The sequence below is a fragment of the Bacillus spongiae genome, from assembly GCF_037120725.1.
Classification (GTDB): Bacteria; Bacillota; Bacilli; order Bacillales; family Bacillaceae_K; genus Bacillus_CI; species Bacillus_CI spongiae.
This window is the reverse complement of sequence record NZ_JBBAXC010000005.1, coordinates 159,997-185,094: the sequence shown is the minus strand read 5'-3', so window position 1 is coordinate 185,094 and position 25,098 is coordinate 159,997. Positions and strand designations below refer to the sequence as shown.

Here is a 25,098-nt window from a genome sequence, read left to right as displayed (position 1 = left end):
TTTAGGATTCTCTTCCAATTCCATTGGTGTAATAAATACAGTTTTCCATTTATCTACAAGTGAATTGTGTTTGAAGCTTCATAAACCGGTACATAAGAAGGGCGTCCCTTCCTTTACGAGAGTTACGGTCAATAACACGCTCTAGTCGATGCATAAATTCAAGATCGCATTTGCAAGATTTACCATGGCGACGATAACAGAGGTCATGTGCCATACAAGCTGCATCTACTGTATTTACTGGATTATCTGGTCCACTGCATCCAGGTCCACACCAACGATACCCTGGAAAACAAAAACCCCGTCTTATTCGCGAGTTTCTGTGCCTCATACAATGACCCCCTGACGTTTAGTAATGTATAGTATTTTATGCATCTAGATAGAAAAAAGATTGGACGACCCCTCATCTAAATAGTAACCCGAAAGCTAGGTAAAGATAGCAAGAACAATCAAGCATAGAGTTAATGTAATTTGTATTTATCTTTTCTTCCTCTCAATCATGAAATGGAGAAAGGTTTGTTTGTCATGAGCAAAATTCGTAGAAAATGCTACCGTTTCAAACTTTGTTCATACAGCAATTTGAAGATTAAAAGGCCAAGAGCAAATGCCAAGAGCAAATGCTCTAGAATTCGTATCATTAATAACTTTTTTAACTGTTTTCAACGCAAATAATTATAAATCATAAAAAGGCGACAGGATTTCGAATTCTTGTTTGATTCTTTTCTTGACGATCAATAAATATTACCGCACTAAGCTTCTGAAATATACCATCTTAATTCCCTCATTATTGCTACAGATTTCTTATGGAACATGGAAACTTTTAAAAAAATTCACAGGTATCTACCAACTCCTTTCTTTTCTACTCTCACGTATTGGATGAATAACAAGGGTTGCTAGATTACTAAAAAAACTATATTATGAAAAGTATGAAAAATATTAATTATTTGAATTTTTAAATAATTAATGAAGAGGAGGTGTAATAGTCAAATAAATTTTTCAGCAAAACCAAATTTTAAGAACATCTAAAGAGGACCTTTTACCGTAATACATAATGATTAAATTGATTCAAATGAACATTTTCCGTTTTATGAAAAAAAGTTGTGTAAATATTCGAAATAGGTAAATGTCTGATTTCGAAGAATCTTCTCATGAACAAACAGCATGATGATGGTCAATAGAAAAAGGGAGCTGTTGGGAATGTTATGGAGAAAAAAGCTACACTTGTTTAGTATTATGTTTACGTTATTATTTATTTCATTGATTGGAATGAATACTGTTGACGCAGTTGGCGCCAATCAATACCTTAAAATTTCTAGCTCGGATCGTCCCGGAGATTTAGATTCTGCCAAATCATATGTGCAGGTCCTTGAGTATGATGATTATATAGGCTTGAATTACAGATTTTTCTATCCTTATAATGGGAATATAGGAGGAGCGGGTCTTTTTCCTAGCGGTTCTCATGCAGGGGATTGGGAAGGTGTAAAACTAAAAATTAATAAAAGAACAGGTGAAATTGAAAGTATTCGTCCATCTGCACATGGAGGAGAGCATGACTGGACGAATCCAAACAAGTTTGAGTATGAGCAAAACCGACCGGTCATCTATTCGGCGGAACATAGTCATGCAAATTATTGGACTTCAGGAAAGCATTCAAGATTATTTGGCTTTGGGAATGACTATACAAATAAAGGGTTATTATGGGATATCGCAGATGAGAACTTTATTATTATTAATGATGACAACACACCTTGGATGGATTTTGATGGAAGATGGGGTTCAAGTGGTTCTGTTGATGCTAGTGATTCTTGTGGATTTAGTTGTCCGGATAGTCCAAAATTCTCCGTTTCAAAAGGCTGGTTTAGAGATATTACAGATGCTACCCAAAATAGTCAAATTACAAATTTAGGAGAAAATAATGTAGCGTTGGCATACACATATGCGAAACAATATGCTCCAAGGGTTTATATGCAAAGTAACGAACAGTATTTTCCTTCAACTGTCGAATGGTTTCTAAAACGTGCTGAGTTAAAAGAAGATGGTCGTAGAATTTTAGCTAAAGGTGAAGTGAACTCATGGTCTCTTGTCGGGAAATCTCCTACAGTATTTGCGTTAGATATTTCAAATTATAATCTTTCAACAAATACCACGTTTAATCCAGTTCTAGAAGTAGATCGAGAGGGGACTAGCATCTTTGAAGTAGTAGGATCTGGAATTGATACGAGGGACTATATTAATAAAACTCTCAATTTTGATCCGAATGGAAACACGTATACATTTGGAGTATGGTTAAAAGCAGCTGACGATTCGTCCCCTCAAACGGTCACTCTTCGTTTACGTAGTCAAAATAATTTAAATGGCGGTAACGGAGATAATGACGCTATGGTGAGTGTTGAAGTAACGAATGAATGGGCATATTACACCGTTTCGGAAGTTTTTGATGAAGCAGCTGATTGGATTCGTACAACGATCTATCCAGTAGGATATGAATTCGATACAGGTAGTGTACTCGTATCAGCTCCAGAATTACGCCAAGAATAATTTTGCAGCAAGCTATCTAGGAACGATGACGAAATGCCTGGCTAGAAATAGTCAGGTGTTTTGTTATGTTATAGAGCAAATACCTAGCATAATCAGAATAATTAACAAATCATATTTAAATTTCATTTAGATAATGACATATATTCCCTTAGACTATACACTTAATTAAGAAGCATATTTTCGTAAAAACTAAAAAATGAAAGAAAGGGGAATATTTTTGAATATTCGGCACGTACAAAGGGAGGATTACGTACAAATTTCTCCATTGATCAATGAATGGTGGGGAGGGAGGCAAATGGCGGATATGCTACCAAGATTGTTTTTCGAACATTTCACCGATACTAGCTTCATAGCCGAAAAGGATGGTGAAATAATTGGGTTTTTGATTGGCTTTGTGTCACAATCTCATGAAAAAGAAGCGTATATTCATTTTGTCGGTGTCCACCCAAAGCATAGAGGTGTATCAGTTGGAAATACCTTGTATACTACATTCTTTGAAAAAGTGAGAGGGATGGGAAGAAATACAATCCGTTGTGTCACGTCACCCGTAAACAAAGGATCGATTGCTTACCACCGTAAAATGGGGTTCGATGTAGTAAAAGGGGATGAGGAAGTAGATGACGTTTCAGTACATACAAATTATGACGGTACAAATCAAGGACGAGTTTTATTTAAAAAGATAATTTGAAGTGGAATAGACAACCTGATGATTTATTCTCATCCTTTTCTAGCAAGCTTTTTTTAAATACTACTAGTAACATATTTTTATGATGTGAAATAGAAAGGAGAAAAAATGGTTAAAAAAATCATCAAAATACTACTAAATCTATTCATCATCATTGTAAGTGTAGTAGCATTTTGCCATATTCCAGCATTGCTCTATAAAGATATTCCCTTTTCAGACGATTTTATCACGTTCACTCAATATGAATTAGGCTTTTTTCCCGGTCATTTTTTTAACAAAATTACCGAGACTGTATCTCAACTGTTCAATTGGCAAAATATTACCTACATAGCAGAAGGTACAACGGTTGAAAGAAAGATTTTCCCCTACATAGTTGAATCGTATACCTATACACTTACTCTTTTATTTTCCGCTTTATTTGTCTCATTAACGCTTGCTATTATGTTTACCATCTTGACGTTTTATTTGCCGAATACCGTTCAGAAACTTTTAAAACAAGTAGTCATTTTCCTTGAAGCTCTCCCAGATATCTTCGTCATCTTTGCCATTCAACTTGGTGTTATTTGGATATATAAACATACGAATATATTAGTCGCAGAGCCCTTTTCTCTAAACAGTCAAAAAACGTATTTGCTGCCGATTATATCACTTTCTATTGTTCCATTAATTTACCTGTATAAACAATCACTTTTAATGTTTGAAAATGAGCTTGGAAAACCATACGTTGAATTGGGTGTAGCGAAAGGGTTAAATAAGCTGTATATCTTGATCAGACATATACTGCCGAATATACTCTATTCCTTTTTTTACAACTTGAAGTATATGTATTTATTCCTGCTCTCAAACATGATTATTCTCGAATTTATGTTTAATATTTATGGATTATTAAAGTTCATGACCAATCATCCAACGTATGAAATTATTGCAACAGGTGTCTTAATGTTAACGTTCCCGTTGGCGATTATCTTCTTAACTATCAATGCTTTGTTGCCGAAAGGAGTTGTCATTTATGATCAAAAAGCTATTTAGAAATGGTTCCTTTCTGTTTGGTTTTTTTATATTATTCCTTTTGCTACTGACTAGTATTGTAAATACCGAATATATTAAATCAGATCATGTAGATGCTTCTTCTGAGTCATGGATGGACAAACCTTCACCGCCTTCATGGGAACACCCTTTTGGAACTGCGACTGGAGAAGACTTATTTAACCTTCAACTGGCTAACACGATCCCAACAATTAAATTAGCCTTGTTTATTACCTTTGCAAGAATGTTGATTTCAATTCTTCTCGGTTTCCTTTATGGCGTATTTTATAAAAGGGTAAGATGGTTAGATATGGTCATAGAAGGGTATAATTTCGTCCCAGCAACGTTACTAGCATTGATCTTGCTATTTAGTTCGCGATATATAGTTAATGATACGATGAATAGTAGTGCTCATTGGTATTTTGTCGCCTTTGTTTTTATTGGAGTCGGAATTCTTCCTTTGTCTCAGTTAATTGGGAAAGAGGTTTGGCTTGCGCTTCAAAATGATTATATTCAAAGTTCCAAGGTGTTAGGTGCAAGGAAAAGAAGAATAATATTTAAACATGTCATCCCTAGTATAAGAGGGAAATTATTTTTAATGTTAAGTGGACAAATGATTCAAGTATTAACGATAATGTTGCATATAACGGTGTTAGGCTTTAAAATTCCTGGGTGGGGCCATTTTATTGGGGAAAATTATTATCAACTCATGTTGTCCCCATGGATAATATTCTTTCCAGTATTACTTTATACCTTACTTATCGTAGCAATTACCTTTATGTCAAACGGCGTAAGAGATTGTATGGACCAAGAGTATATGGTGAGAAAATCAACGGCTCTAAATGTAAATAAACCAATAACACCAATTAAACAGTTAAACAACATGAATGTCTAGTAAAAAGCCGAAGTTTGTGAACAAACTTCGGCTTTTTGAAATGTTTTGAAAGTGGAGATTAACCGACAAATTCAAGAGGAACCCGTTTCTTTAGAAACTGCTAATTGTTCTGTATCTGCTTATAAAAGATACTGACGCTGAAAACGAATAAGAAAATAAGGGAGTGTAGAATTTGTTTTTTCTAACTCAAATTGTAGTATTCGGGTTAATCCTTATAGGGCTATTTTTTGTTACAAAAGTAGCAGGGAAATATAGTCTTCACTATTTATTCTCACTTACTCTTGCAACTCTATTTTTTATTATTATTAATACCAATAATTTCGGTGACCGACCATTCTTATTTGTCATCTTATTCGGGCTAGTATGTCTTGCTTCTATTATAAAATTAATGAGGAAAAATGGTTAAATGAAAAGCTGAACTTTTTAGTCCGGCTTGTTAAAAGGGTACATAGGCGAACAGTACCCCAAGATTTTTATGAATTTCACATCAAAAAACTAGATATCATAACTTAAATTTTCGATAGTGAACCCAATCTAGCTAAACCAAGGGTTTAATCGTGTCTAGTCGTTTATGTAGGATTTTTTATAAGGGATATTTTACTTTTAATGGTATTGTATAAAGAGAGGCTTATTTAGCTAACGGGCAGTAATGTTGAAGTAGGAATCTCATCTTTGACTAAGAGTTTATTTTCAATAAGTTATTGGAAGGATTGTATTAATGAATGGACATAGTAAGACCGAATCAGGAAGAGCTTGAACAAATATTAGCACTATCTCCACAAGCGATATTTGAGGGAACTTTAGGTGAAGCAGAACCAACGATTGAAAAAGCAAAACAACTGGTAGAACCTCTCTTAAAGAAGGGAAGTTATTATTTAATAGCAACTGAAAATAATGTAATAACAGGGTGGATTCTTCTAGGAGGAAGTAAAGACCACTTTTCAGATAAGGCACTCGGATTTATTTATGAATTATTTGTTATAGAGGAATTCAGAGGTAAAGGTATTTCAAAACAATTGATTAAAACAGGTGTTGAACAATTGAAACAAGAGGGATACTCCGAAATTCGCTTAAGCGTATTTGATGGAAATCAAGTAATTAAGACATATGAAAGCCTAGGGTTTAAAAACAGAACAATTACTATGAGTATTTCGTTGTAAATAATCCTCTTTCATTAAACGGAGGCTTTGACGGAATATGAAGTACAGTCGTTCCATATAGGGATGGCTGTTTTTTTATACCGTAAAAAATTGACAGTAATGCTATTCGATATTGTACAAAAATTTGCCCACTTCTCTATTTATTTTAGGATTCTTTTTCATTTAATAAAATGGGCAATTTTCTAGAGTATAGTGTAATGGTATTCTTTATTACAGTATTGATGCGGAGAAACTCACTCGAATCTTTTTCTATATTTGAGCCTGACAGTAGGTTGATTAAACATTTTATCAAAGAAGAAAAGAGTGGTCGTAACTAAGAGTGATACAAAATCCTTAAAGAAGAGCTCTCATAATTTATTAAATGGGCCATTTCAATGATTAATAATCATTGAAAATTCAGATTATTTGGTATATACTGTTTATATACGATATAGACAGTATAAGAACTTTAGGAGGAAATAATGCATTTATCTATATCTCTAAATTCAGGCGTACCCATTTACATGCAAATTGTTGAGCAAGTAGAAAAGCAAATTCTTACTGGACAGCTAAAAGAAGGAGAACTTCTACCGTCAATTCGTAATCTTGCTCATAATTTAAAGATTAGTGTCATAACAACAAAAAGGGCCTATGACGAATTAGAGAAAAAAGGTCTAGTCAATTCTGTTGCAGGCAAAGGGACTTTTGTTTCAATGAGTAATCAGAAATCCATCAGAGATATCAAATATCGTAAATTGGAAATTCAATTACAAGAAGTGATTTCAGAAAGCAAAGCTTTAGGATTATCACGAGAAGAATTAACCGATCTGTTTATGAATTTGTATGGAGAGGGGGATAAATAAATGCATGTCATTGAGTTTCGTCAATTTTTCAAGCATTTTGGAGATTTTCATGTAGAGAACTTAAATATTCAAATTCATAAAGGGTATATTACGATCCATATTTAACTGGTTTGACCCAAATCATATAGAGATTATTCGGTTTATTGATATGTTGTAGATTTAAAATGAAGATTGATAATTTATAAAAAAGATTGATAATTTGCAATGATTGTTGAAGGAATATAATAATAAAAATTACAAAATTACAAAATAACAGTACGATAGAAAGGATAATACAAGTCTTCTATAATATATCGCAAGAATGTAGTTAAGGCTATCCCTACTACTTTATGAGTAGTACCTATTAAAGATAGGTCAACCAATCATGTTACTAGCTGACCTCATAATTCGAATGGTGCTTTCTCTAAAGAGCAGTGCTATTATTTAATTTACGATACTTAAGCTTCTGGCACTCCATTAGATTTTACTTCATTCGAATGATCCGTTTTGAATTTGCCATTATAATTATTATTGCTTGTGGTATAAATAACCAAAAACCAGATATAGGGGAGATTATCAATCCAATGAGCGTAATAATAAAAAGGTGCCATCCAATAAACCTAGGTATAGGTTTGTTTTTCTCTTTTATATAAAAATGAAAGAATTGACCTATCATAATCCAATATATCCCACAAAATAAAAACCAAACAGTTGCATTACGATCATACTGTGTCTCTACAGAATTATATAATCCTTCTTGTATCATTTCCCCTATTATTCCCCATCCAATAGTTAGTCCTACAATGGTGTGAATGATTCCTGTAGCAATTAGGAATACCCCACTTAGTTTCCAAAGTTCCATTTTTATCCCCCCGTTATTATTAATTTATTTACATTTTAGATGAAGAGGAGATTTTCGTATTGTAAAAATGCGACATAAAGTCACTAGACAGGATAGCGAGAGGATTAATACCAGAAAATTGTTTGAAAACCTTAATAAAATGAGCCTGATCATAATAACCACTTTCTTGGACAATATCAATATATTTAATTTCTTTATTTAAACATATTTTTTTTGATGCATTAACAAATGTCGATATTTTTTGAAAAAATTTCGGATTAACGCCAATTGATTCATTAAAAATTCTTTGTAATTGTCTCTGACTGATATTAACTTCATTGCATATGGTTTGTATCGATCTCACTCTACTTGAGTTCATTAGTTTATGTACTGCGTAAGCTTGTATTTTATGATTAGCTGTATGGTAATAATATCGCTCCAAAAGTAATAATAAATAGTGTTCTAAAATATCAATTCTCTGTTTTATTGTTTCAGCTTCAATAATTTTATCCTGTAATTCATTTCCTAAATCTCCCCAAACATCTGTTATACTGCAGATGTTGTCAGTAAAATTAGAAATAACCTCGTTACAGAAATAATGAAATGTACCAGGTAGGAATCGAACAGATATTATACCAATTTTTCCTGTGGCGTATAAATCCAAATGTGTTTTTTGAATACCAGCAATGTGTGCTGTTGGAAGTTTGGATGAAACTCTTTTATGATCAATGCAAATAAGAGGGGAATAATAGTAAAAAATCATTTCCATATTCAAATTAGGTAATACTCTAGGTAACTTGGTTAGATGATGCTCGTCATTAGATTCCCATATCCAATAGCAATCAATAAACTTTCTTAAACGTTCTGAAGGAGGTACGTGTAAAGTTGCAATTTCCTTCACTCCTTAACTTTGGATTATTTACAAACCTTATATATTTCCCATGTTATTATAGTAGGAATAATTAACATAGATAATATGATAATTTTAGAATGAATATGAAGAGCGTTTAAATTCCTATTAAAAAAATGTAAAAATACAGGTTGATTGTTTTTTTCAACAATAGGGTGCAATAGGTGAGTAGATAATTACGGGTAAAAGGTGATAAATGAGAAATATATTGGGTTCCAACATTTAATGAACAATACTAAATGGAATAAAATTAGAAATTGCTTGAACATAACGGAACAATACATTGGCGAACAAAAGATAATGAGACAGGTTATATTTCCCGATGGGATGGTGATTAGTTTTATCATTTTAAAATCAATGGAACTGATGATGACAATAAGTACATTAAATGTTAGAAATTAAAGTTTCAAATCGAGAATTAAAAAGGGATGTTTTAAATGGGGTCCCACCAACAAAATGCGGAAACATAGGCTAAGCAAATTTCGAAATGAAAAAGCTATATTTTCGGACGCTAAGGAAGTTCCAAAAAGAGTTAGGATGACACTTTGATTTTGGAAGGTCTTTTGGTTCTGATATTTAATATCAATTTTCTTCAAAGCAAAGAAGCATCTAAGCGGACGTAATTGGAACATCCCTATTGCACCAACGTTTTAGGCTTGACGTACAATATTTCCTTTTTGCTACCTGTACCCCAAGATTGATTTGTTTAAAAAGAAAAAGAGCACAGTTTTCTAAGGTTCGTATTTCTTTTAATAACTATTATAACTATTATATATATAAATCAAAATAGACAGACAGGAGATTTGATGGAAGAAATGGAGGCGGAGTAAAAAATGATTAGATTTATATTTAGATGGATTGGTGTGCTTATGACTTCAAGTACAGTTCTTTTAGTTGGATACGATATTGTTAACGACTTATTGGCTCTCATAATTTTCACAATAGGTGGCATTCTCATGTTTTTATATAGAAATAAAAAAAAGAAAAGCATTTTGGAATAAGATTTTTCCCAAATGTTTTGCTTTTGTCTTCAAACTGTATCTTTTTTTATTACTTTAGATTTTAAAAATAGTTTACCTTTAAACTCCTAATTCCGCCCTAGTCCTTCCCTAAAAGGATTATGAAGTATGAAGAAAAGATCGAGAATATGATACTGTTGATTTGAAATAACATTACATCGTTTTTTCCTTTTGAATAGTTATCTAAAGGGATTTTTTAATAAAAGGAAAATGAGTTTAGAACTAAAAGATAGATAAAAGAACTATTAATTGACAATGGGGTTTATTCCAGAATCGGGCGCATTTCTGAAAAAGAGATGTGTCTTTTTCCATTTTAGGATTGTACAAATAAGTAAGATTTGAAATAATTTGTATAAAGTAAACCTGTAAAGATTAAAAAACTGATATTAAAAGGTAGGGTCTTATAAATGGAACTTAATTTTATTCAAATAAAAGAAAAATCTGAAGAGATTATTAAAGAATATGGAGTAACTTCTAACCCAAACTTACCGACTATAGAATATCAAGGTTTACGCAGAAGTGAAGACATTATTAGTAGAGTAACAGTAATGGCTGGAATGGTTTATATTGCATTTCAAGCACCACCAGCTGTGATTAGAGAATGGATTCATGAACAACGCTTAAATCAATATATGACAGAGTTTGAGAAAAACATTTTAGAAAAAGATCGATTGGAAGTAACACCAAGTGAGTTATTGAAGTTGAAATGGTATCTAGAAAGCTTGTGGGCATTAGTTTGGGTATTAGATATAAATACCAATTTTCAGCCTCATGAACCAGTAGGAAATGACCTTCTTAACATGGTTCCTGATGTTAAGAAGAAACAAGATTTTACTATACTTCAAACCAATAATCTAACGAGAAACATTAAGGAAATTTATGAGCAAACTGATTTATATTATAGACTGCATTGGTATTGTGTAGATTCAAAATTAAAAGGGATTAAACACTTCAGGTTTGATGAAGGAACAATTAAAGAACGAAGACAAGCACTTGAGTGGGTTATTTCTCCTAAAGTAGAATGGGAAGATATAGATCTGAGTACATAACATCGTATGGTTTATCTAGATTGAAAAACTTGGGGACTATTAGAGGATTGGGAGCTGCCGATTTTTAATAAATAAGGGGAATTAACCAAAGAGCTTAATACAAATTATCTTGAGTTCAAATCTTCAGCATAAGGGCGCGCTTATTGAACAGTGCGTCTCTTCTTATATAGGTCAGATAAGTGAATAGCCTCTTGTAGAAAATACGAACCCAAAATTAAAGAAAGAGTCTGCAACCTTGAAAAATAACATTCAAAATATAGGAGTTGAAGAAGTATGAAGCCAAATAATAAAAAAGATATCCAAAAACAGTTTTATAAAATTTATAAAGGACATATTTCGGTCTCAGAATTTGAAGAGTGGCTTTATGATGCACAAGAAATCGGAAGTATATATGGTGACGACTTTTACTTCATCTTACTTGATTTAAATTATAAAAATAAGCATATTAAAAATGATATAGAGAGGCATTTAGAGAGGGAAATTCCATTTTAGGAATTTGAACAGAAAAGGATTATTTTACTATTAGAAGACATAATGAATAAAAATGGTGATGTAGTAGAAATATTAGAGCAATTATATGATGATTATTGCAGTGGATATTCATTTCTTCGATTATTAGGGCTTACTTATATTACAGGGATTGATTCTCTTCCTAAAATCCAACAAAGAGATAATTGGGATGAGAGTGAATTTAATAGAAAAAGAGAAATACTAAATAAAGTTGAGCTAATTATTATAAATGAAGCAAAGCGAATATTGTCTTACTTTCAAGAAGGACTCATAAAGATAGTAGATGAAAATACTTATAGAGATTATCGAAGTGAAAAAGATAAAGTTGAACTGACAATTAATTGTGAGGAATTGGATATTCAAAGGAAATCATCTGTGATTATAGATGTATCAAATATAAAAACATCAAAAGAATTACATCTTACACTTAAAGAAAGTCTTGAATTTCCGAACTTCTACGGTGAAAATTGGGATGCTTTTTGGGATTCGATAACCGGATTAGTAGAATTGCCAGAGAAAATTGAATTCGTTGGGTGGAGAATTTTAGAAATAAACTTACCTAAGGATGTAGCAATACTTAAAGAGTTACTAATTAATTACAATAATAAAAGCTATGGGTTAAAAACTGTGTTCATATTTAATTAATCTTGAATTCAAGTCTTCGGCGATTGGGCGCTTTTCTTGAATAGAAAAGCCCCTTTCTCATGAAATGACCATATAATTGGATAGATAAATTTTAAGAGGTAATTCAATGAAAAAAAAGAAGAGATTTGAAAAATGGGAAAAAAGAAGAGTAAAAGGGAAAAAAAACTTTGTAATATATAGTGGTGTCTTAGGGTGGGGAGTAACAATAGGAGTTTTAAATTTTATTGTTGGAGAAATGCTTGATTACAGGTTTTTGGGCGAGTGGATGTTTAGATTTATATTTAAATTAGTCTGTTTTATGCTTGGTGGAATTTTAGTTGGAAGTACTGTATGGAGAATAAACGAACGTGACTATAATAAGCATCAATATAAAAAAACACATTCAAAAAAATCGGTTTCAATTACTTAATTTTATCTCAAATCCGAGTCTTCTACAATCGGGCCTTTTATGAAATAAGGATCACAAAAATGATCAAACTTTTTTATAAAACCAAACTTAGATCTACTAGAAAAGAAGCTATTTTGATCAATCTTTTTTCAAAATGGCTTCTTTTTATTAGCTATAATATTAAAGTTTGTGGGATGTTTTTGATTAAACTTTATTCCAAACCAACATATGTCGGTATTCAATTTCAAATCCATCGTTTATGTCGCCATTCCAATCATTAAGCCTTCTGAAGCTGTGGGGAAATTCGATTGGAGGGATTTGTATCGTTGAAAACCTCTTTAAATACAGGTTCGCTTGCGGAATAGGAAGCTAGCGATTTAGTAAAGAACTCCTCTAAACGATATTGGTCTACGTTCCTCAGCTCGCTAAATGTAGGGTGATGTCCATCAATGACATTATAAACAACTTGATCTCTTTCATTTGTAAATATAATAGAACATTGTTCTTTTCGTTCAAATTTCAACAGAGTTAATTCATTTATTTAGGAGAATATATAAAAAATGGAATTAAAATAAAAATAATAGGCTACACGTGTAACCCCATTTGATATAATAGAGTAGAATGGAGGGGGTGACAAGTGGCGACAATCGGAAATTTGATAGGAAGCATGGTCGGAGTATTAACCATCATAGAAAAATACTTAATCATCAAAGAGAAATTCAAAAAAACCCAAAACCAAGTCGCGGAGTAAGCGTAAGGAATTGAGCGAGAAAGGGAGAAGCTCATATCTTCACTCTCATATAAAAATTATCTCATAAACGCCACTTGTCTAAACAATGAAACGTAATTTGGAAAACGTTGGTGATGTAACCTTATTGATTTTATTGGGATACTTCTTGTTTGCTGAAAAATATGTCCCTGATGGTGTTTTAAAAATTATTCTCGATGTCGTCTTAATTGTACTGTTAGTTGTGATTGCGATTGAAAAATTCTTATACCTCTACCTTTACTTTCGAGAAAGGAAACAGACGTAATGTACATCTTTGAATCAAGGGAAAAGCTGGCAGATTATTTTCGGAATGAAGTAGTCAATACTACAGAAGCATCAGAAATCTTGAACTGTACCAGGCAGAACCTTTATAAATTAGTTAAAAAAGAAGTATTGAATCCAATTAAAGAAACGCCTAAGGATCGCTTTTTCTGGAAAGCTGATATTTATGCAAGAAAAGAACAAGTAGAGAATAAGAAGAAATCGTAAGGCATCCTTTCAAGGGTGCCTTTTCTATAAGAAGGATCACAACTCTGGGGGATTTGAATATGGTTCAGTGAGTAAGACTAGAGAGAAATTTTTACTGTAGATAAACCAGTTAATAAGACAAGAATATATAAGAAGCGATACTAGAATGTTTAACAAACTTAACTTTGTTGCTAATTTTTTTAAAATATATAGGCCAATTCCAAAGCTTTAGGACATATGTCCTTCCCACCAACCTTCAATCTGTTATTTAATGAGTGAAAGACTGAAGGAAAATGAGGGGAAGTAAAATGAAAGGAATTATAATAGCTATTTTAGGTGGAGCATTTATTACTTTACAGGGAGTAGCAAACGCTCGAATAAGTGAGGATATTGGTACTTGGCAAACGGCAACGGTTACTCATTTAACAGGGTTTATCATGACACTGTTCATTCTCGTGTTCATGAAAGACCAAACATGGAAAAGGGTTAAGCATGTAAAACCATTATATTTAACTGGTGGGACACTCGGAGCAATCATTATTTTTAGTAATGTTACCGCAATTCAGCGAATTGGCGTAACCTTATCAATTGCAGCCTTATTAATTGCACAGCTGAGTTTAACGTTCATTATTGAAATGAATGGGTGGTTTGGTATTAAGAAGAAAAGGATGGGTCAATCACAGTACATTGGGATTATGATGATGATTGTTGGTGTCGTCATTCTTATCTTATAACAAGATTATGAGAAAACTGGAGGTGAAACAATGAAAGAGATAAACAATCAGGAAATGTTGAATCATTATTTACATGCACATCAAATCGAATCGGTGTTTAATGACCGACTAAAACCGTACTTGTCTTTGTACAAAATGAATGAAGGCGAACTAATTTGTTCTCAAGGAGAACCTTCTGATTACTTGTTCGTACTAGTGAAAGGGAAGGTGAAAATCTATACGACATCGGTCGAAGGAAAAACGCTAATCCTTTCGTTTAAAACACCATTAGATTTAATTGGTGATATTGAATACATTCGTGAAACAGAGAGAATGAATACGGTGGAAGCCGTCTCCCCTGTTTATTTGATTGGCATTCATTATCGCTGGCTGAGGATACACGGTAAAGACGATATTTCGTTGCATAAATTTTTACTAGAAATTATAACGCAGAAGTTTTATATCAAATCAAATACGCTCAGTTTTAACCTAATGTACCCCGTAGAGGTGCGGCTGGCTAGCTACATTTTATCTGTTTCTTTTGATGAATCCAACCTACAGTTCGAGGGGAAAATCAGCACATCCAGTTTAGCTGATGCAGCCGATTTACTTGGAACGAGTTATAGGCATTTGAATCGAGTCATCCAACAATTTTGCTTAGAGGGTCTCATTGAGCGCTCGAAAGGATTTATTACAGTAAAAGACAAGGAACGATTAAGTGAACGGGCGAATGAAAATATTTATAAGTAAGTTTTTTACATGAACATGTAGTATCAATGGAGGGATATAGGATGATGATAGGAATATTATTTGCTATAGTTGCGGGTTCATTTGTGAGCTTGCAAAATATCTTTAATAGTAAAGTGAACGAAAAAGTAGGGTCTTGGTCAACGACGACATTTGTTTTAGGGTTAGGATTTTTAGCTTCCTTGACGATGGGCGTTTTGTTTGAGGGGAAACGTTTTTTTCTATTACAAAATATGGAGCCTTGGTACTGGTTAAGTGGCTTGATTGGTGTAGGTGTGGTTAGTTGTTTAGTACAAGGAATAAGATTGCTTGGCCCCACGTATGCCATCTCAATCGTGTTAATTTCACAGCTAGTATTTGCGTTACTACTTGATTCAATGGGGTGGTTAGGATTAGAAAGAATTCCATTGACGCCATCACAATTGATCGGTGCTTTGTTCATTGTCTGCGGTATAATGGTGTTTAAGTTAGTAGGGAAAAAGGAGCACCAAGAAGCTGTAAATTTATCGTAACATTCTCTAAAACTGACTAAAAAAGGGGTATATAATCGAGAGTCATAGTGGACTAATGAATTAGAGGCTAGTATTCGAATGGACTTCGTATGGAAAGGAAGGAAATCGGTGAAGATCAGCTTCTATTCATTTCAAGACAAATAAGTTCTTTAACGAATAAAAGGATTTGCCGTGTACGAAGACAAAAAAACAGAAGAAATGATATGGACAGGCATGGAAATCGCAAGCAGACGGAGTTCGACCTTTATAACCGTTTCAATCTAGTTTGTTCGTTGAATTATTTTTACTAGCCTTGTAGCGAGTTTGGCATAACTACAGCTGCACTGAACATTTACGATTTTAATAGAAAATTTGAGACAAATGGAATTTTAATGAAAGATTTTTCAATAGAAACTAAATTAATTGATATAATAATGGAGTATATTTGCCTTGAAAAGACAGGATTGAACTTAGCATACTTACGAACGGGTGCTTAAGTATAAAGGAGTGGATAGGGATGAATGTTGAACTTGGAAGAATGATAGGTGAAGGTGGCTGTGCTATAACGTATGAATGGAAAGGTAGTGATAAGCTTTTAAAGCTTGCGAAGGATAATACCAATCAAGAAGCGATGAAACGTGAGTACGATAATAGTGTTTTTGCTTTTGAAACAGGACTTTCTGTGCCCCAACCGTTTGAGCTATTATCCGTTAATGATCGAGCTGGGATTGTTTTTGAACGTATTTACGGGACTCCGCTATTGGAGCGGTATATGTCCCAGTTAACGGACCAAACCTATAGCGAAACCGGCATAAATCCTGATGATATTCGGATCAATGCACGGATTTTAAGTGAAATACATCTTCCAATCGATACCGACTCTCCGTTAGTTCCATCACCACAAAAAGAGTATTTGACCCTTTTAATAAAAAGGGTTGATCTACTCACTTTTGCTGAGAAAGAATCCGTGATTTCTATAATAAATAGGCTTCCTTTAAAGCAGTTACTTTGTCATGGTGATCCGAACCCTGGAAATGTTTTAATCAGAAGTGATGGCAGTCCGGTTATGATTGATTGGATGGATGCTGCAATAGGAAACCCTGAAGTAGATATTGCCGAATTTATTTTAATGATAAGATATGCAGTCTTACCGGATCACTTGCCCAATCAAACACGTCAATTCTTTGATTCAAACAGGGAGACAATTATTCGTATCTTTATGGATGAATACACAAGGCTTACAGGGCTTACTTATTATGATGTGGAACCATGGCTGCTTCCTGTTGCAGCACGAAAGCTCTCAGCTGACGCCATACCAGATGAAGAAAAAAGCTTGTTAGTCCAAGAGATTAGAAGACGGTTGCCTATTCAGAAAAATAAATGAGGTTGAGAGGATTTAATTTAATGGGCTATATTATGGACTTAAGAAAAATAGTAGGAAGTCGTCCACTTTTGATGGTTGGTGCGTGCGTTCTATTAGTAAATCAAGAAAATAAACTGTTATTACAACTTCGAAAGGATAACCATTGTTGGGGCTTAGCTGGAGGATCTTTAGAAATAGGCGAAACCTTAGAAGAGGTGGCAAAAAGAGAACTACAAGAGGAAACAGGGTTGATTGCAAATAATTTAACGCTATTTAAGGTGTTTTCTGGACAAGAAGTATACTATAAATACCCTCACGGTGATGAAGTATATAATGTCGTGACTGCCTACATATGCAATGATTTTCACGGAGACATCGTAATAGATGATAGTGAAGTACTTGATGTCGCATTCTTCCATATCGATGACCTTCCTGAAAATATGAGTCCACCGGACATACCGATCATAAGAGAATATGAGCGAAAAACGAAAGGGAAACCCTGAATTCCCATTGGTAGATGTAAAAATTGTATAGTAACGTACCGGCCTTTTAGAACTAAAACAATAACAACGGAAATAAAGGCTAATGGCAACACAAGAAAATGAGGATTTACCATTACTTTTTAAAGACAATTTAGTAGAGTATTGTTTTCATTCACTGTCACTCTTTGTTCTATTTAATTAACATTCATATTTGGTACACAAGGGGAAAAGTTGAGTTCAAAAAGTGATAAAATCTGAAGATATAACTACAATCGGTTAAATAGTATGAATATTAAAATAAATATGTTAGTATTAGAGGGGTCGTAGTTAGGATCAAATGTGGGCGTTCACCCTATAGTACGATTCAACTTGAAAGAACGAATCAGTAAATGGGTATTAACTTGAAGGTAGAATTTGATGATTGAAATAGAGTAAATTGAAAAAAGTAATTGACTTCTTTTCATAAACCATATAATATATCTCTATAAACTTTAGCGCTTAAAAGCGTTTAAGTCTTAAAATGTATTATTGCTTTTGCGATGAAAAATTATATCTCCTAACAGTTAGCAACAAAGTAGTTGAAGAAATAGCAGTATTTAGAGACTGAATGGAAGCTGAAAATTCAGGCATTTCTTCAAACGAATTACACTGCTAAAAAAGCTGTAGCATGAAATGAAGTGGGTGAGCGAGTTGCTTGCCAAAAAGGGTGGTAACGCGGAGTCTCTTCGTCCCTTATTAGGATGAGGGGATTTTTTGTGTGTTTGGTTACTAGATTACTATAACAAAAGGGCTTTTTCTTACTCGATTTATGTACGTTTTGAAAGGGGAATTGTTATGGAAAAGAATGATGGGTTTATTTCACTTGATTTTGAGAGATTGAACCATAACAAAATGGAAGCTAACATGGAACAGTTTGTCGGCATCCTTGACCAAAGGCAGAATGAACAGCCATTTATTGAGCAACCTGTAATGGAAGGCGTAATAGAAAAGGTAATTCAGACAGCTGGAACGGCTCCTTCAGGTGCGAATCAGCAACCGTGGACATATGTTGTGATTCGTGATGACAAATTGAAAAAAGAGGTTCGTAGGTTAGCAGAAAAAAAGACGTTGCAAAATGCAGAGCAACTAGAAAAAGCCCCACTATTTGTCGCTTTATTTAAACAAAAATACGCTCAGAAAGAAAATAAGCGAATCAAACATTATTACCCAAATGAATCAACAGCGATTAGTGCAGGTTTTTTTCTCTCCGCTTTATTACATTCCGACCTAGATTATGTTGCCTATCCGCCATTGAAGGAGCTGAAGGAGCTTTGTCATCGTCCAAAAAACGAGGAATCTTTTCTACTTTTTGCTGTTGGTTATAAAAAAGAGGTGGAGGGCTCATACGAACAAGCTAGTCATTATTATGAAAATTTGCGTAAAAGAAGAAATGTTCGCGATTTTTCTGCGGAGACCTTTGATGAACATCTACTTATAACAGCACTTGAAGCCATCATGACTACTCCCTTCCTTAATGGGGGAAACTATCATTTTGAAGTAGTCAGTGACTCGGTTACGAAGCAAAAGATTCGTCAAAAAGCGGAGGAAGAAGAAAAAAAGTTCTACGAACAAAGAATTACGGACGAGTGGAAAGAAGTGTTACGACCGTTAGGGACAGATTGGCGAAAGCCCCATTTAACGGATGCTCCTCATTTAATTGTTGCCTTTAAAGGAGAGGAAAGTCCTCAATCCATTGACGCTCTTACAAATACGGGAGTGGCAACAGGGGTCTTATTATCCGCTTTGCATCAAGCAGGTCTAGCGATTCTTACACATACACCAAGTCCGATGACGTTTTTACGTGATCTGTTAGGAAGGCCTAAACATGAAATGCCTATTGTTGTGTTGCCAGTAGGATTTCCAATCGACAATTGTAAAGTACCAAAAATAACAAAGAAACCATTGCAAGAGATTTTAGTCAAGCATATGTAGAAAGACAGGTGTACAATCATGAATAAACTTAAAAGAGATTTGAATCCAATCCATGGATATGCGTTAATGATCGGTGGAATGATTGGAGCGGGGATTTTCGTCGTAACAGGAGAAGCAGCAGGAGAAGCAGGACCTTCCGTCCCATTCGGGTATGTGGTGTTGTTTCCTATCCTTCTTGCCTCTGCATTATCCTATTTAATATTCTTAAGCACCCCGTTAGGAAAAAGTCCTGGTGGAGCTTATATTCATATTAGTCGGACATTTAATAATTATTTTGTAGGCTTTTTGTTTATGTGGTTCCAATTTATTGCATTACTTGGAGTAATGGCTATTATGGCTATTTCCTTCGGTGAGTATTTAGCTGCTTTGCTAGGGTGGACAAACGTATCATTGATGGCAACAGTGCTATTGTTAACATTCTATGTTTTAAATATTGTTGGGGTTAAATGGTTTGGAATGGTTCAACTGGCGATGTCAGGAATCCTATTTATCGCGATTTTAGTTCTTGTTATCCCAGGACTATTTCATGTTAATTTAGATAATTATTCACCAATGCTTCCAAATGGCATGGAAGGGTTTATTAGTATTTTACCATCCCTATTCTTTGCTTACTTTGGATTCGAACAAATTGCTCAAGCAGGAGGGGAAATGAAAAACCCTCAGAAAGCTATGCCGAGGACGATGTTTATCGGTTCCATTCTTACGGTTGTCATATACTTTTTAATATCTTTTGTCGCTTTCGGCGTTTTACCATATGAGCAACTAGCAGGGTCTAGCAGTGCAATGATTGATGTAGCGGGAGTATACTTACCTGCTTGGGGTAAATGGATTGTTGTTATCGGTATTATTATGGCATTTGCTACAACATTAAACTCGCTCGTAATGGTCGTATCACGTATTTTATTTAGCTTTGCAGATGATCATGTCATCCCAGCAGGCTTTGCAAAAGTCAACAAACGTTTTGGTACTCCTCATGTAGCGATTACGGTCAATACAGCTATTGTTTTACTTTTAATATGGACGCAAACGTTAGGGTATTTGCTTGATGTTTCACTTCAAGGGATGTTTCTGATGTATATCGGACATGCTGTTGCCATGATAGCATTGCCATTTGTTCGTCCACAATTATTTAAAACGGCTTTCATCAAGCCTTCTAAAACGGTTATTGTAATCAGCGGAATTTTTGCCCTATCTGTATTAATATTCTTTAGTTACTCGCTCATTCAAACAGTATTTGGTCTCCTTGCAATCTGGACGGCTCTTGGAATTATTGTGTTTTTACTCGGACGTTTACAAGGAAAAAGTAAACAATTCGACTATGGCTCACATATTGAAAAAGAATGGAATCCTAAAGAAGAGTAAGGGAAAAAGGTTTGCTATAATATTATAGTTGCAATTGATTTACTTTAGCTGTATAGTAAACATACAAGCTGCGATGTACGTAATCCTAATTAAGTTTTAACCTTTAAGCTGTAAACGGGAGTTTTACATTGAAACGGAAATGCCATGCCACCTACGAGGAGGACGGCAGGAACGAATCTGCGAACACCCACTTTAAGGAGTGGTGGTTTAAAACTTTCTTAACTTATATTACGGCAGCTGCGGCTCTTACTTATTAACTACTAACCAGTTTCTTTATAAGAAGCTGGTTTTTTGTAGTGTTAAGAAGAAAATATGGTTATGTTAAGAGAGAGAGAATATGGGAGGGTGTATGATCATGTTAAAGGAAAATATACAAAACCACATACAAGCAGGACGTCCGCTGTTAGCACTAGAAAAAGAGTTAGCAGATAAGTATTTATTGAATACTAACACGGTAGAAGATTCAGATGAATCTCGATTTCGGGATGCTTATGTTGAATTAGTTCATAAAGAAACCGAAGCAACAGTCCGTAACGTTACAGCCGAAGAGATTCTTACACAACCGATTACATATTTAAAGATGAATAAAGAACATTTTATCTATATTGATTCAAGCTGGTTTGACATCATTGGAATAGATGGAATGTCTTTAGAAGTAGATGACCTATTTGGAACATACGAAGTATTGTTCGGCTTAAAACGGAAGAAAAAAGAGAAACAGGGGATTGTTGACTATTTTAATGAGCACCTTGGTGAACAGCCAAAGCATTCCATCCTATTTAGTGGGCAGGAAGGGATATGGGAAATTAATTTTGCTGCGAATGGATTAGTAGCCTTTCAAGAAACGATGACATTGGATGATCTATTACAAAATGTATATCAGTTTCTATTTCAACTGAATATTGAATTAGATGAGGGGAAAACGATGGTTGAGTAGAAAGTAAGAAGGTGATCAGAGACGGATCGCCTTTTTTTGTTGTGTCTAATAGTTGGAAAGAAGAAATTTCTAATCGTGATTTCTTTTGCTACCTTAACTCAACATTTTACACAGCTTGTACGAAAGTTATTGTGGTACTGGCATATAAATAATAGTGGCTTTAGTGAATGAAGCGAATTCATTATAAAATAAGGAGGAAAAGATGTTCCAATCCATAAACAATTTTTTAAAGACGTGGGAGTATGAGGCTGGAGCCACTCATAGGCTATTAACAAATTTAACAGAAGAATCACTTCAGCAAGAATCAACCAATGAGCATTGGAGCGTAGGGGAAATTGCTTGGCATCTCGTTTCATCAATTAAAATTATTACTTCTAATACTGATTTACAATTTGAAGGACCTGGTAAGGGTTCGCCACTCCCTGAATCAGTTGAGAAAATAGCAAACAGCTATCTTCAAGTGAGTGTTGCCTTTGTACACGCGCTCCAAACGCAATGGAGTGATGATCAATTGGAAAAACGAATTGATTTTTTTGGACAAAAAATGAAAAAGGGTACACTGCTTCTATTTTTACTTCAACATCAAACACACCATCGTGGTCAGCTAACCATTCTAATGCGTCAAGCGGGATTACGGGTCCATGGAATTTATGGGCCGTCTTTGGAGGAATGGGCTCAATTTGGAATGGAACCCCCAAAAGTGTGAAAAGATGGAGTGTTCACAAGAGGATGTTATAACGGTTTTTTTAACAAGATGTCTCCCTAAAATGTGGTAAAAAATTATTGCCAGCTAATATTCGTTACTTTATCTAACTCGTAACAATTGATGGATTTAAGTCATTGTTTACGTTTATCTAATGATTTTTTGCTCAGTCGGAATGTTCCACAATAAAATGGACTGTGAGCAAAATACAAGTGAAAAAGACCTACTATATGTTATCCTTAAATCACTAATCATAATAATGAGGTGTAATAATGAAAATAGAAGTATATTCAGATTTTGTTTGTCCATTTTGTTATATTGGAAAAAGACGTTTAGAAGAAGCCATTGAGCGTTCTTCCCTTCAAGACGAAGCAGAAGTAACGTTTAAAAGCTTTGAACTTGATCCTAATTCCCCAGTAAATACGGATTTAACGATCCATGAAATATTAGCTAAAAAGTATGGGACATCTATTGAACAAGCAGAGAGAATGAGTGAAGGAGTAGGTCAACAAGCGGCAGCAACTGGTTTAAACTTTCGCTTTGACAACATGATTCCGACAAATACCTTTGATGCTCATCGCTTAGCAAAATATTCTTCTACTAAAGGAAAAGAAGCAGCACTAACAGAAGAATTACTCAAAGCTCACTTTACTGACTCAAAGCATATTGGGGACCATGAAACTTTACTTGACCTTGCTGAGAAAGTGGGCCTTGATCGAGGAGAATCAAAAGCGGTATTAGAAGGAAATGACTATCATGAAAGCGTTCGTGGAGATGAGTCAGAAGCGCACACGATTGGTGTTCAAGGTGTTCCATTTTTCGTCATCAATGATAAGTATGCGATATCAGGAGCTCAACCAACAGAAGTATTTGTAGGAGCGTTAGAAAAAGTAAAAGAAGAGGAAAAGCAAGCAAGCAAATTACAGCCACTTACATCAACCGAGGAAAAGGGTATGGTTTGTGATGACAATGGGTGTGAAATTCCATCTGAAAATAAATAAGCTTGAAGTAAGAAGATAATTTTTTTAACAAAATGAAAAGGCCATTTCGCTTAGCGAATGGGTCTTTTTTTTTCGAAAAATGTCTGTTTACTTGCGAAAGTAAAAAAATCCTTAGCTAGGAAAGAGGACCGCGCTGTACTAATAATAGTTGATAACGCATGAAAAAGGCTGTCGAATTAGTCGACAGCCTGCATCTTTCTGGTTTCCTTTTCCCTCATTCAAGTGTTACAAAGAAGAAACTTCTTTCTGCCTTCATTCATTACTTCTTCGTTAAGGGAAGCGTTTATAGTAATCTATACGTTAGTTTGCATAATATTTTTGCGTGAAATACGGTTGTGATTCATCGTTAAACGCGACACCAATACCAAGAAAAGTATAATCTTCTTGAAGAATGTTTTCGCGATGACCTAATGAATTCATTAAGCCTTCGTGGGCAAATAGACTACTTACATGGCCGTATGCTAAATTTTCTCCGGCAACTAAAAATTGTATCCGATCTTCTTCCATCCGGTCAAAAGGAGATTGGCCTTGTAAATTGGTATGATCAAAGTAGTTTTCTACTGCCATATCTAAGCTATGCTTCCGGGCTGTTTCCTTTACGGTGTGATCCCAAACGAGCGGTTGAAGATCATGTTGTACCCTTGCAGCATTTGTAACGTCAAAAAGTTGATATTCAAAGCCAATTTTCAAATCATCCGTCTCAGGAGAATATAACTTCGTTTTACTCATTTCGAGTTCCTCGCTAATAAGCTGAATAGCAGTAATCGAATCATTTTCATGAAGATCATAAAAAATGGTCACATACGTATTATCTACAAGGAAAACTTCATATTCACCTTCACCTGATAGCTCAAAAATGGTGAAGCCTTTTCGGATTTCAGTTAAAGGTTCCCCTAATATTTGATAAATAGATTCTTTCGAGTTTTCAAATGAAAGGTCGAGTGAAGATGAAAGTAAAGGTTGGTTTGTATATAATCCATTTACCGTATCATTCTCATCGAATGATACCATAAGGAAATTTTGATAATTTTCATGATACGTATTCCACATGACACCATATTCATTTATCGTTGAGCGTTTAGGGGGTCCTACTTCTTGTTGGACAGTTGTTTTTGAGTCACCAATCCCGATATTATGAATTGAAAATGAGTGGTCTGTTGGAATAGACAAGGTTGGGGCATCCTGCTCAGAAGCCTTTTGTGATTCGTCGGAATGACGTTCACGGCCTTCTCCTTGTTGATTTATATTTTCCAATAAGGCGGTGAATTCTTGTTCAATGCTTTGAAAAAAAGATGATAGTTGTTCATTATCACGAATCGAGTTAACCATGTCTTGAACGGGAGCTGAGCTTTTCCACTTTTGTACTGGTTCTTCCCAATAAGGCTTAGTAAAGTGGGCAGTGGTTATGAACAGAATAAAAAGAAATATTTTCTTCAATAGCAAACCTCTCCTTCTTCCTCCATTGTAACCGATTTGAAGCAATTGAATAAGTAATTCAACGTAAATTCCTTCTTTAAATGGGATTCAAATAATTTTATAATTTTCTGAATATAATTTGACGTTATGTTTTTATTACGTTATCTTATTGGTAATAAGGACAATATTCA

Annotated in this window: 28 protein-coding genes and 1 other RNA gene; 24 read left to right on the top strand and 5 right to left on the bottom strand. The window is 34.4% G+C overall.

Going from position 1 to position 25,098, the window contains the following annotated elements; translation table 11 throughout:
- Nucleotides 1-49: 49 nt before the first annotated feature.
- Nucleotides 50-328, bottom strand: a complete 279-nt coding sequence (locus tag WAK64_RS08135; RefSeq protein WP_336586463.1) for a phospholipase — start codon at nucleotides 326-328, stop codon at nucleotides 50-52.
- A gap of 866 nt (nucleotides 329-1,194) precedes the next feature.
- Between WAK64_RS08135 and WAK64_RS08130 the strand changes: the two genes are divergently transcribed.
- The 7 genes from WAK64_RS08130 (at nucleotide 1,195) to WAK64_RS08100 (ending at nucleotide 7,143) form a co-directional block, all read left to right on the top strand.
- A complete protein-coding gene (locus WAK64_RS08130; protein WP_336586462.1) occupies nucleotides 1,195-2,535 on the top strand; it encodes a Vps62-related protein in 1,341 nt (446 codons plus the stop codon).
- Nucleotides 2,536-2,752: 217 nt separating this feature from the next.
- Nucleotides 2,753-3,223 (top strand): GNAT family N-acetyltransferase, encoded by a 471-nt coding sequence (locus WAK64_RS08125; RefSeq protein ID WP_419465913.1) that lies wholly within the window; start codon nucleotides 2,753-2,755, stop codon nucleotides 3,221-3,223.
- 105 nt (nucleotides 3,224-3,328) lie between these two features.
- Nucleotides 3,329-4,249: an ABC transporter permease subunit gene (locus tag WAK64_RS08120; protein WP_336586460.1), complete on the top strand. Its 921-nt coding sequence runs from the start codon at nucleotides 3,329-3,331 to the stop codon at nucleotides 4,247-4,249.
- The gene (locus WAK64_RS08115; RefSeq protein ID WP_336586459.1) at nucleotides 4,230-5,141 is read left to right on the top strand and encodes an ABC transporter permease; all 912 of its coding nucleotides are present in this window, start codon (nucleotides 4,230-4,232) and stop codon (nucleotides 5,139-5,141) included. Before WAK64_RS08120 ends, WAK64_RS08115 begins: the two co-directional genes overlap by 20 nt.
- 172 nt (nucleotides 5,142-5,313) lie before the next feature.
- On the top strand, nucleotides 5,314-5,547 hold the full coding sequence (locus WAK64_RS08110) for a hypothetical protein (protein WP_336586458.1): 234 nt from the start codon (nucleotides 5,314-5,316) through the stop codon (nucleotides 5,545-5,547).
- Between the two features lie 316 nt (nucleotides 5,548-5,863).
- Nucleotides 5,864-6,301: a GNAT family N-acetyltransferase gene (locus WAK64_RS08105; RefSeq protein ID WP_336586457.1), complete on the top strand. Its 438-nt coding sequence runs from the start codon at nucleotides 5,864-5,866 to the stop codon at nucleotides 6,299-6,301.
- Nucleotides 6,302-6,762: 461 nt separating this feature from the next.
- Nucleotides 6,763-7,143, top strand: coding sequence for a GntR family transcriptional regulator (locus WAK64_RS08100; protein ID WP_336586456.1), 381 nt, complete (start codon nucleotides 6,763-6,765; stop codon nucleotides 7,141-7,143).
- Between the two features lie 463 nt (nucleotides 7,144-7,606).
- Here the strand turns inward: WAK64_RS08100 and WAK64_RS08095 are convergent, their stop codons facing one another.
- Together WAK64_RS08095 and WAK64_RS08090 are read right to left on the bottom strand one after the other, a co-directional pair.
- On the bottom strand, nucleotides 7,607-7,984 hold the full coding sequence (locus tag WAK64_RS08095) for a DUF6463 family protein (protein WP_336586455.1): 378 nt from the start codon (nucleotides 7,982-7,984) through the stop codon (nucleotides 7,607-7,609).
- Nucleotides 7,985-8,012: 28 nt separating this feature from the next.
- On the bottom strand, nucleotides 8,013-8,864 hold the full coding sequence (locus WAK64_RS08090) for an AraC family transcriptional regulator (protein WP_336586454.1): 852 nt from the start codon (nucleotides 8,862-8,864) through the stop codon (nucleotides 8,013-8,015).
- A gap of 1,435 nt (nucleotides 8,865-10,299) precedes the next feature.
- Between WAK64_RS08090 and WAK64_RS08085 the strand changes: the two genes are divergently transcribed.
- From WAK64_RS08085 to WAK64_RS08070, 4 genes are all read left to right on the top strand, one after another.
- On the top strand, nucleotides 10,300-10,941 hold the full coding sequence (locus WAK64_RS08085; protein WP_336586453.1) for a DUF4272 domain-containing protein: 642 nt from the start codon (nucleotides 10,300-10,302) through the stop codon (nucleotides 10,939-10,941).
- 273 nt (nucleotides 10,942-11,214) lie between these two features.
- Nucleotides 11,215-11,433 carry a hypothetical protein gene (locus WAK64_RS08080; protein ID WP_336586452.1) on the top strand — a complete coding sequence of 73 codons (219 nt, stop codon included), beginning with the start codon at nucleotides 11,215-11,217 and terminating at the stop codon, nucleotides 11,431-11,433.
- A gap of 42 nt (nucleotides 11,434-11,475) precedes the next feature.
- Entirely contained in the window at nucleotides 11,476-12,096 is a 621-nt protein-coding gene (locus WAK64_RS22390) for a barstar family protein (protein ID WP_419465912.1), read from the top strand.
- Between the two features lie 106 nt (nucleotides 12,097-12,202).
- The gene (locus WAK64_RS08070) at nucleotides 12,203-12,505 is read left to right on the top strand and encodes a hypothetical protein (protein ID WP_336586451.1); all 303 of its coding nucleotides are present in this window, start codon (nucleotides 12,203-12,205) and stop codon (nucleotides 12,503-12,505) included.
- A 256-nt stretch (nucleotides 12,506-12,761) separates the two neighbouring features.
- Here the strand turns inward: WAK64_RS08070 and WAK64_RS08065 are convergent, their stop codons facing one another.
- Nucleotides 12,762-13,007, bottom strand: coding sequence for a hypothetical protein (locus WAK64_RS08065; protein WP_336586527.1), 246 nt, complete (start codon nucleotides 13,005-13,007; stop codon nucleotides 12,762-12,764).
- A gap of 325 nt (nucleotides 13,008-13,332) precedes the next feature.
- Here WAK64_RS08065 and WAK64_RS08060 point away from each other — a divergent pair, with 325 nt between their 5' ends.
- The 13 genes from WAK64_RS08060 (at nucleotide 13,333) to WAK64_RS08000 (ending at nucleotide 23,491) form a co-directional block, all read left to right on the top strand.
- Nucleotides 13,333-13,518 (top strand): hypothetical protein, encoded by a 186-nt coding sequence (locus WAK64_RS08060; protein WP_336586450.1) that lies wholly within the window; start codon nucleotides 13,333-13,335, stop codon nucleotides 13,516-13,518.
- On the top strand, nucleotides 13,518-13,742 hold the full coding sequence (locus WAK64_RS08055) for a DNA-binding protein (RefSeq protein WP_336586449.1): 225 nt from the start codon (nucleotides 13,518-13,520) through the stop codon (nucleotides 13,740-13,742). Before WAK64_RS08060 ends, WAK64_RS08055 begins: the two co-directional genes overlap by 1 nt.
- A 287-nt stretch (nucleotides 13,743-14,029) precedes the next feature.
- Nucleotides 14,030-14,455, top strand: a complete 426-nt coding sequence (locus tag WAK64_RS08050; protein WP_336586448.1) for a DMT family transporter — start codon at nucleotides 14,030-14,032, stop codon at nucleotides 14,453-14,455.
- A gap of 30 nt (nucleotides 14,456-14,485) precedes the next feature.
- The gene (locus WAK64_RS08045) at nucleotides 14,486-15,184 is read left to right on the top strand and encodes a Crp/Fnr family transcriptional regulator (protein WP_336586447.1); all 699 of its coding nucleotides are present in this window, start codon (nucleotides 14,486-14,488) and stop codon (nucleotides 15,182-15,184) included.
- Nucleotides 15,185-15,225: 41 nt separating this feature from the next.
- A complete protein-coding gene (locus tag WAK64_RS08040; RefSeq protein WP_336586446.1) occupies nucleotides 15,226-15,693 on the top strand; it encodes a DMT family transporter in 468 nt (155 codons plus the stop codon).
- A 496-nt stretch (nucleotides 15,694-16,189) separates the two neighbouring features.
- Nucleotides 16,190-17,056, top strand: a complete 867-nt coding sequence (locus WAK64_RS08035) for a phosphotransferase (protein WP_336586445.1) — start codon at nucleotides 16,190-16,192, stop codon at nucleotides 17,054-17,056.
- Nucleotides 17,057-17,076: 20 nt separating this feature from the next.
- A complete protein-coding gene (locus WAK64_RS08030) occupies nucleotides 17,077-17,538 on the top strand; it encodes an NUDIX hydrolase (RefSeq protein WP_336586444.1) in 462 nt (153 codons plus the stop codon).
- Between the two features lie 813 nt (nucleotides 17,539-18,351).
- Entirely contained in the window at nucleotides 18,352-19,488 is a 1,137-nt protein-coding gene (locus WAK64_RS08025) for a nitroreductase family protein (protein ID WP_336586443.1), read from the top strand.
- Between the two features lie 18 nt (nucleotides 19,489-19,506).
- Entirely contained in the window at nucleotides 19,507-20,850 is a 1,344-nt protein-coding gene (locus WAK64_RS08020) for an APC family permease (protein ID WP_336586442.1), read from the top strand.
- Between the two features lie 62 nt (nucleotides 20,851-20,912).
- A non-coding RNA gene (gene ssrS / locus WAK64_RS08015) (6S RNA) lies at nucleotides 20,913-21,100 on the top strand.
- Between the two features lie 105 nt (nucleotides 21,101-21,205).
- Complete coding sequence (locus tag WAK64_RS08010) at nucleotides 21,206-21,787, top strand: branched-chain amino acid aminotransferase (protein WP_336586441.1); 582 nt, start codon at nucleotides 21,206-21,208, stop codon at nucleotides 21,785-21,787.
- Nucleotides 21,788-21,989: 202 nt separating this feature from the next.
- Nucleotides 21,990-22,493 (top strand): DinB family protein, encoded by a 504-nt coding sequence (locus tag WAK64_RS08005; protein ID WP_336586440.1) that lies wholly within the window; start codon nucleotides 21,990-21,992, stop codon nucleotides 22,491-22,493.
- Between the two features lie 269 nt (nucleotides 22,494-22,762).
- Nucleotides 22,763-23,491, top strand: a complete 729-nt coding sequence (locus tag WAK64_RS08000; RefSeq protein ID WP_336586439.1) for a DsbA family oxidoreductase — start codon at nucleotides 22,763-22,765, stop codon at nucleotides 23,489-23,491.
- Nucleotides 23,492-23,791: 300 nt separating this feature from the next.
- On the opposite strand, the gene WAK64_RS07995 is transcribed toward WAK64_RS08000, so the two are convergent.
- Nucleotides 23,792-24,928 carry a CAP domain-containing protein gene (locus WAK64_RS07995; RefSeq protein ID WP_336586438.1) on the bottom strand — a complete coding sequence of 379 codons (1,137 nt, stop codon included), beginning with the start codon at nucleotides 24,926-24,928 and terminating at the stop codon, nucleotides 23,792-23,794.
- Between the last annotated feature and the right edge of the window lie 170 nt (nucleotides 24,929-25,098).

Coding starts and splice junctions, on each gene's coding strand:
- WAK64_RS08135 (WP_336586463.1), bottom strand. CDS start 328: ATGAGGCACAGAAACTCGCGAATAAGACGGGGTTTTTGTTTTCCAGGG.
- WAK64_RS08130 (WP_336586462.1), top strand. CDS start 1,195: ATGTTATGGAGAAAAAAGCTACACTTGTTTAGTATTATGTTTACGTTA.
- WAK64_RS08120 (WP_336586460.1), top strand. CDS start 3,329: ATGGTTAAAAAAATCATCAAAATACTACTAAATCTATTCATCATCATT.
- WAK64_RS08115 (WP_336586459.1), top strand. CDS start 4,230: ATGATCAAAAAGCTATTTAGAAATGGTTCCTTTCTGTTTGGTTTTTTT.
- WAK64_RS08105 (WP_336586457.1), top strand. CDS start 5,864: ATGGACATAGTAAGACCGAATCAGGAAGAGCTTGAACAAATATTAGCA.
- WAK64_RS08100 (WP_336586456.1), top strand. CDS start 6,763: ATGCATTTATCTATATCTCTAAATTCAGGCGTACCCATTTACATGCAA.
- WAK64_RS08095 (WP_336586455.1), bottom strand. CDS start 7,984: ATGGAACTTTGGAAACTAAGTGGGGTATTCCTAATTGCTACAGGAATC.
- WAK64_RS08085 (WP_336586453.1), top strand. CDS start 10,300: ATGGAACTTAATTTTATTCAAATAAAAGAAAAATCTGAAGAGATTATT.
- WAK64_RS08080 (WP_336586452.1), top strand. CDS start 11,215: ATGAAGCCAAATAATAAAAAAGATATCCAAAAACAGTTTTATAAAATT.
- WAK64_RS22390 (WP_419465912.1), top strand. CDS start 11,476: ATGAATAAAAATGGTGATGTAGTAGAAATATTAGAGCAATTATATGAT.
- WAK64_RS08070 (WP_336586451.1), top strand. CDS start 12,203: ATGAAAAAAAAGAAGAGATTTGAAAAATGGGAAAAAAGAAGAGTAAAA.
- WAK64_RS08055 (WP_336586449.1), top strand. CDS start 13,518: ATGTACATCTTTGAATCAAGGGAAAAGCTGGCAGATTATTTTCGGAAT.
- WAK64_RS08050 (WP_336586448.1), top strand. CDS start 14,030: ATGAAAGGAATTATAATAGCTATTTTAGGTGGAGCATTTATTACTTTA.
- WAK64_RS08045 (WP_336586447.1), top strand. CDS start 14,486: ATGAAAGAGATAAACAATCAGGAAATGTTGAATCATTATTTACATGCA.
- WAK64_RS08040 (WP_336586446.1), top strand. CDS start 15,226: ATGATGATAGGAATATTATTTGCTATAGTTGCGGGTTCATTTGTGAGC.
- WAK64_RS08035 (WP_336586445.1), top strand. CDS start 16,190: ATGAATGTTGAACTTGGAAGAATGATAGGTGAAGGTGGCTGTGCTATA.
- WAK64_RS08030 (WP_336586444.1), top strand. CDS start 17,077: ATGGGCTATATTATGGACTTAAGAAAAATAGTAGGAAGTCGTCCACTT.
- WAK64_RS08025 (WP_336586443.1), top strand. CDS start 18,352: ATGGAAAAGAATGATGGGTTTATTTCACTTGATTTTGAGAGATTGAAC.
- WAK64_RS08020 (WP_336586442.1), top strand. CDS start 19,507: ATGAATAAACTTAAAAGAGATTTGAATCCAATCCATGGATATGCGTTA.
- WAK64_RS08010 (WP_336586441.1), top strand. CDS start 21,206: ATGTTAAAGGAAAATATACAAAACCACATACAAGCAGGACGTCCGCTG.
- WAK64_RS08005 (WP_336586440.1), top strand. CDS start 21,990: ATGTTCCAATCCATAAACAATTTTTTAAAGACGTGGGAGTATGAGGCT.
- WAK64_RS08000 (WP_336586439.1), top strand. CDS start 22,763: ATGAAAATAGAAGTATATTCAGATTTTGTTTGTCCATTTTGTTATATT.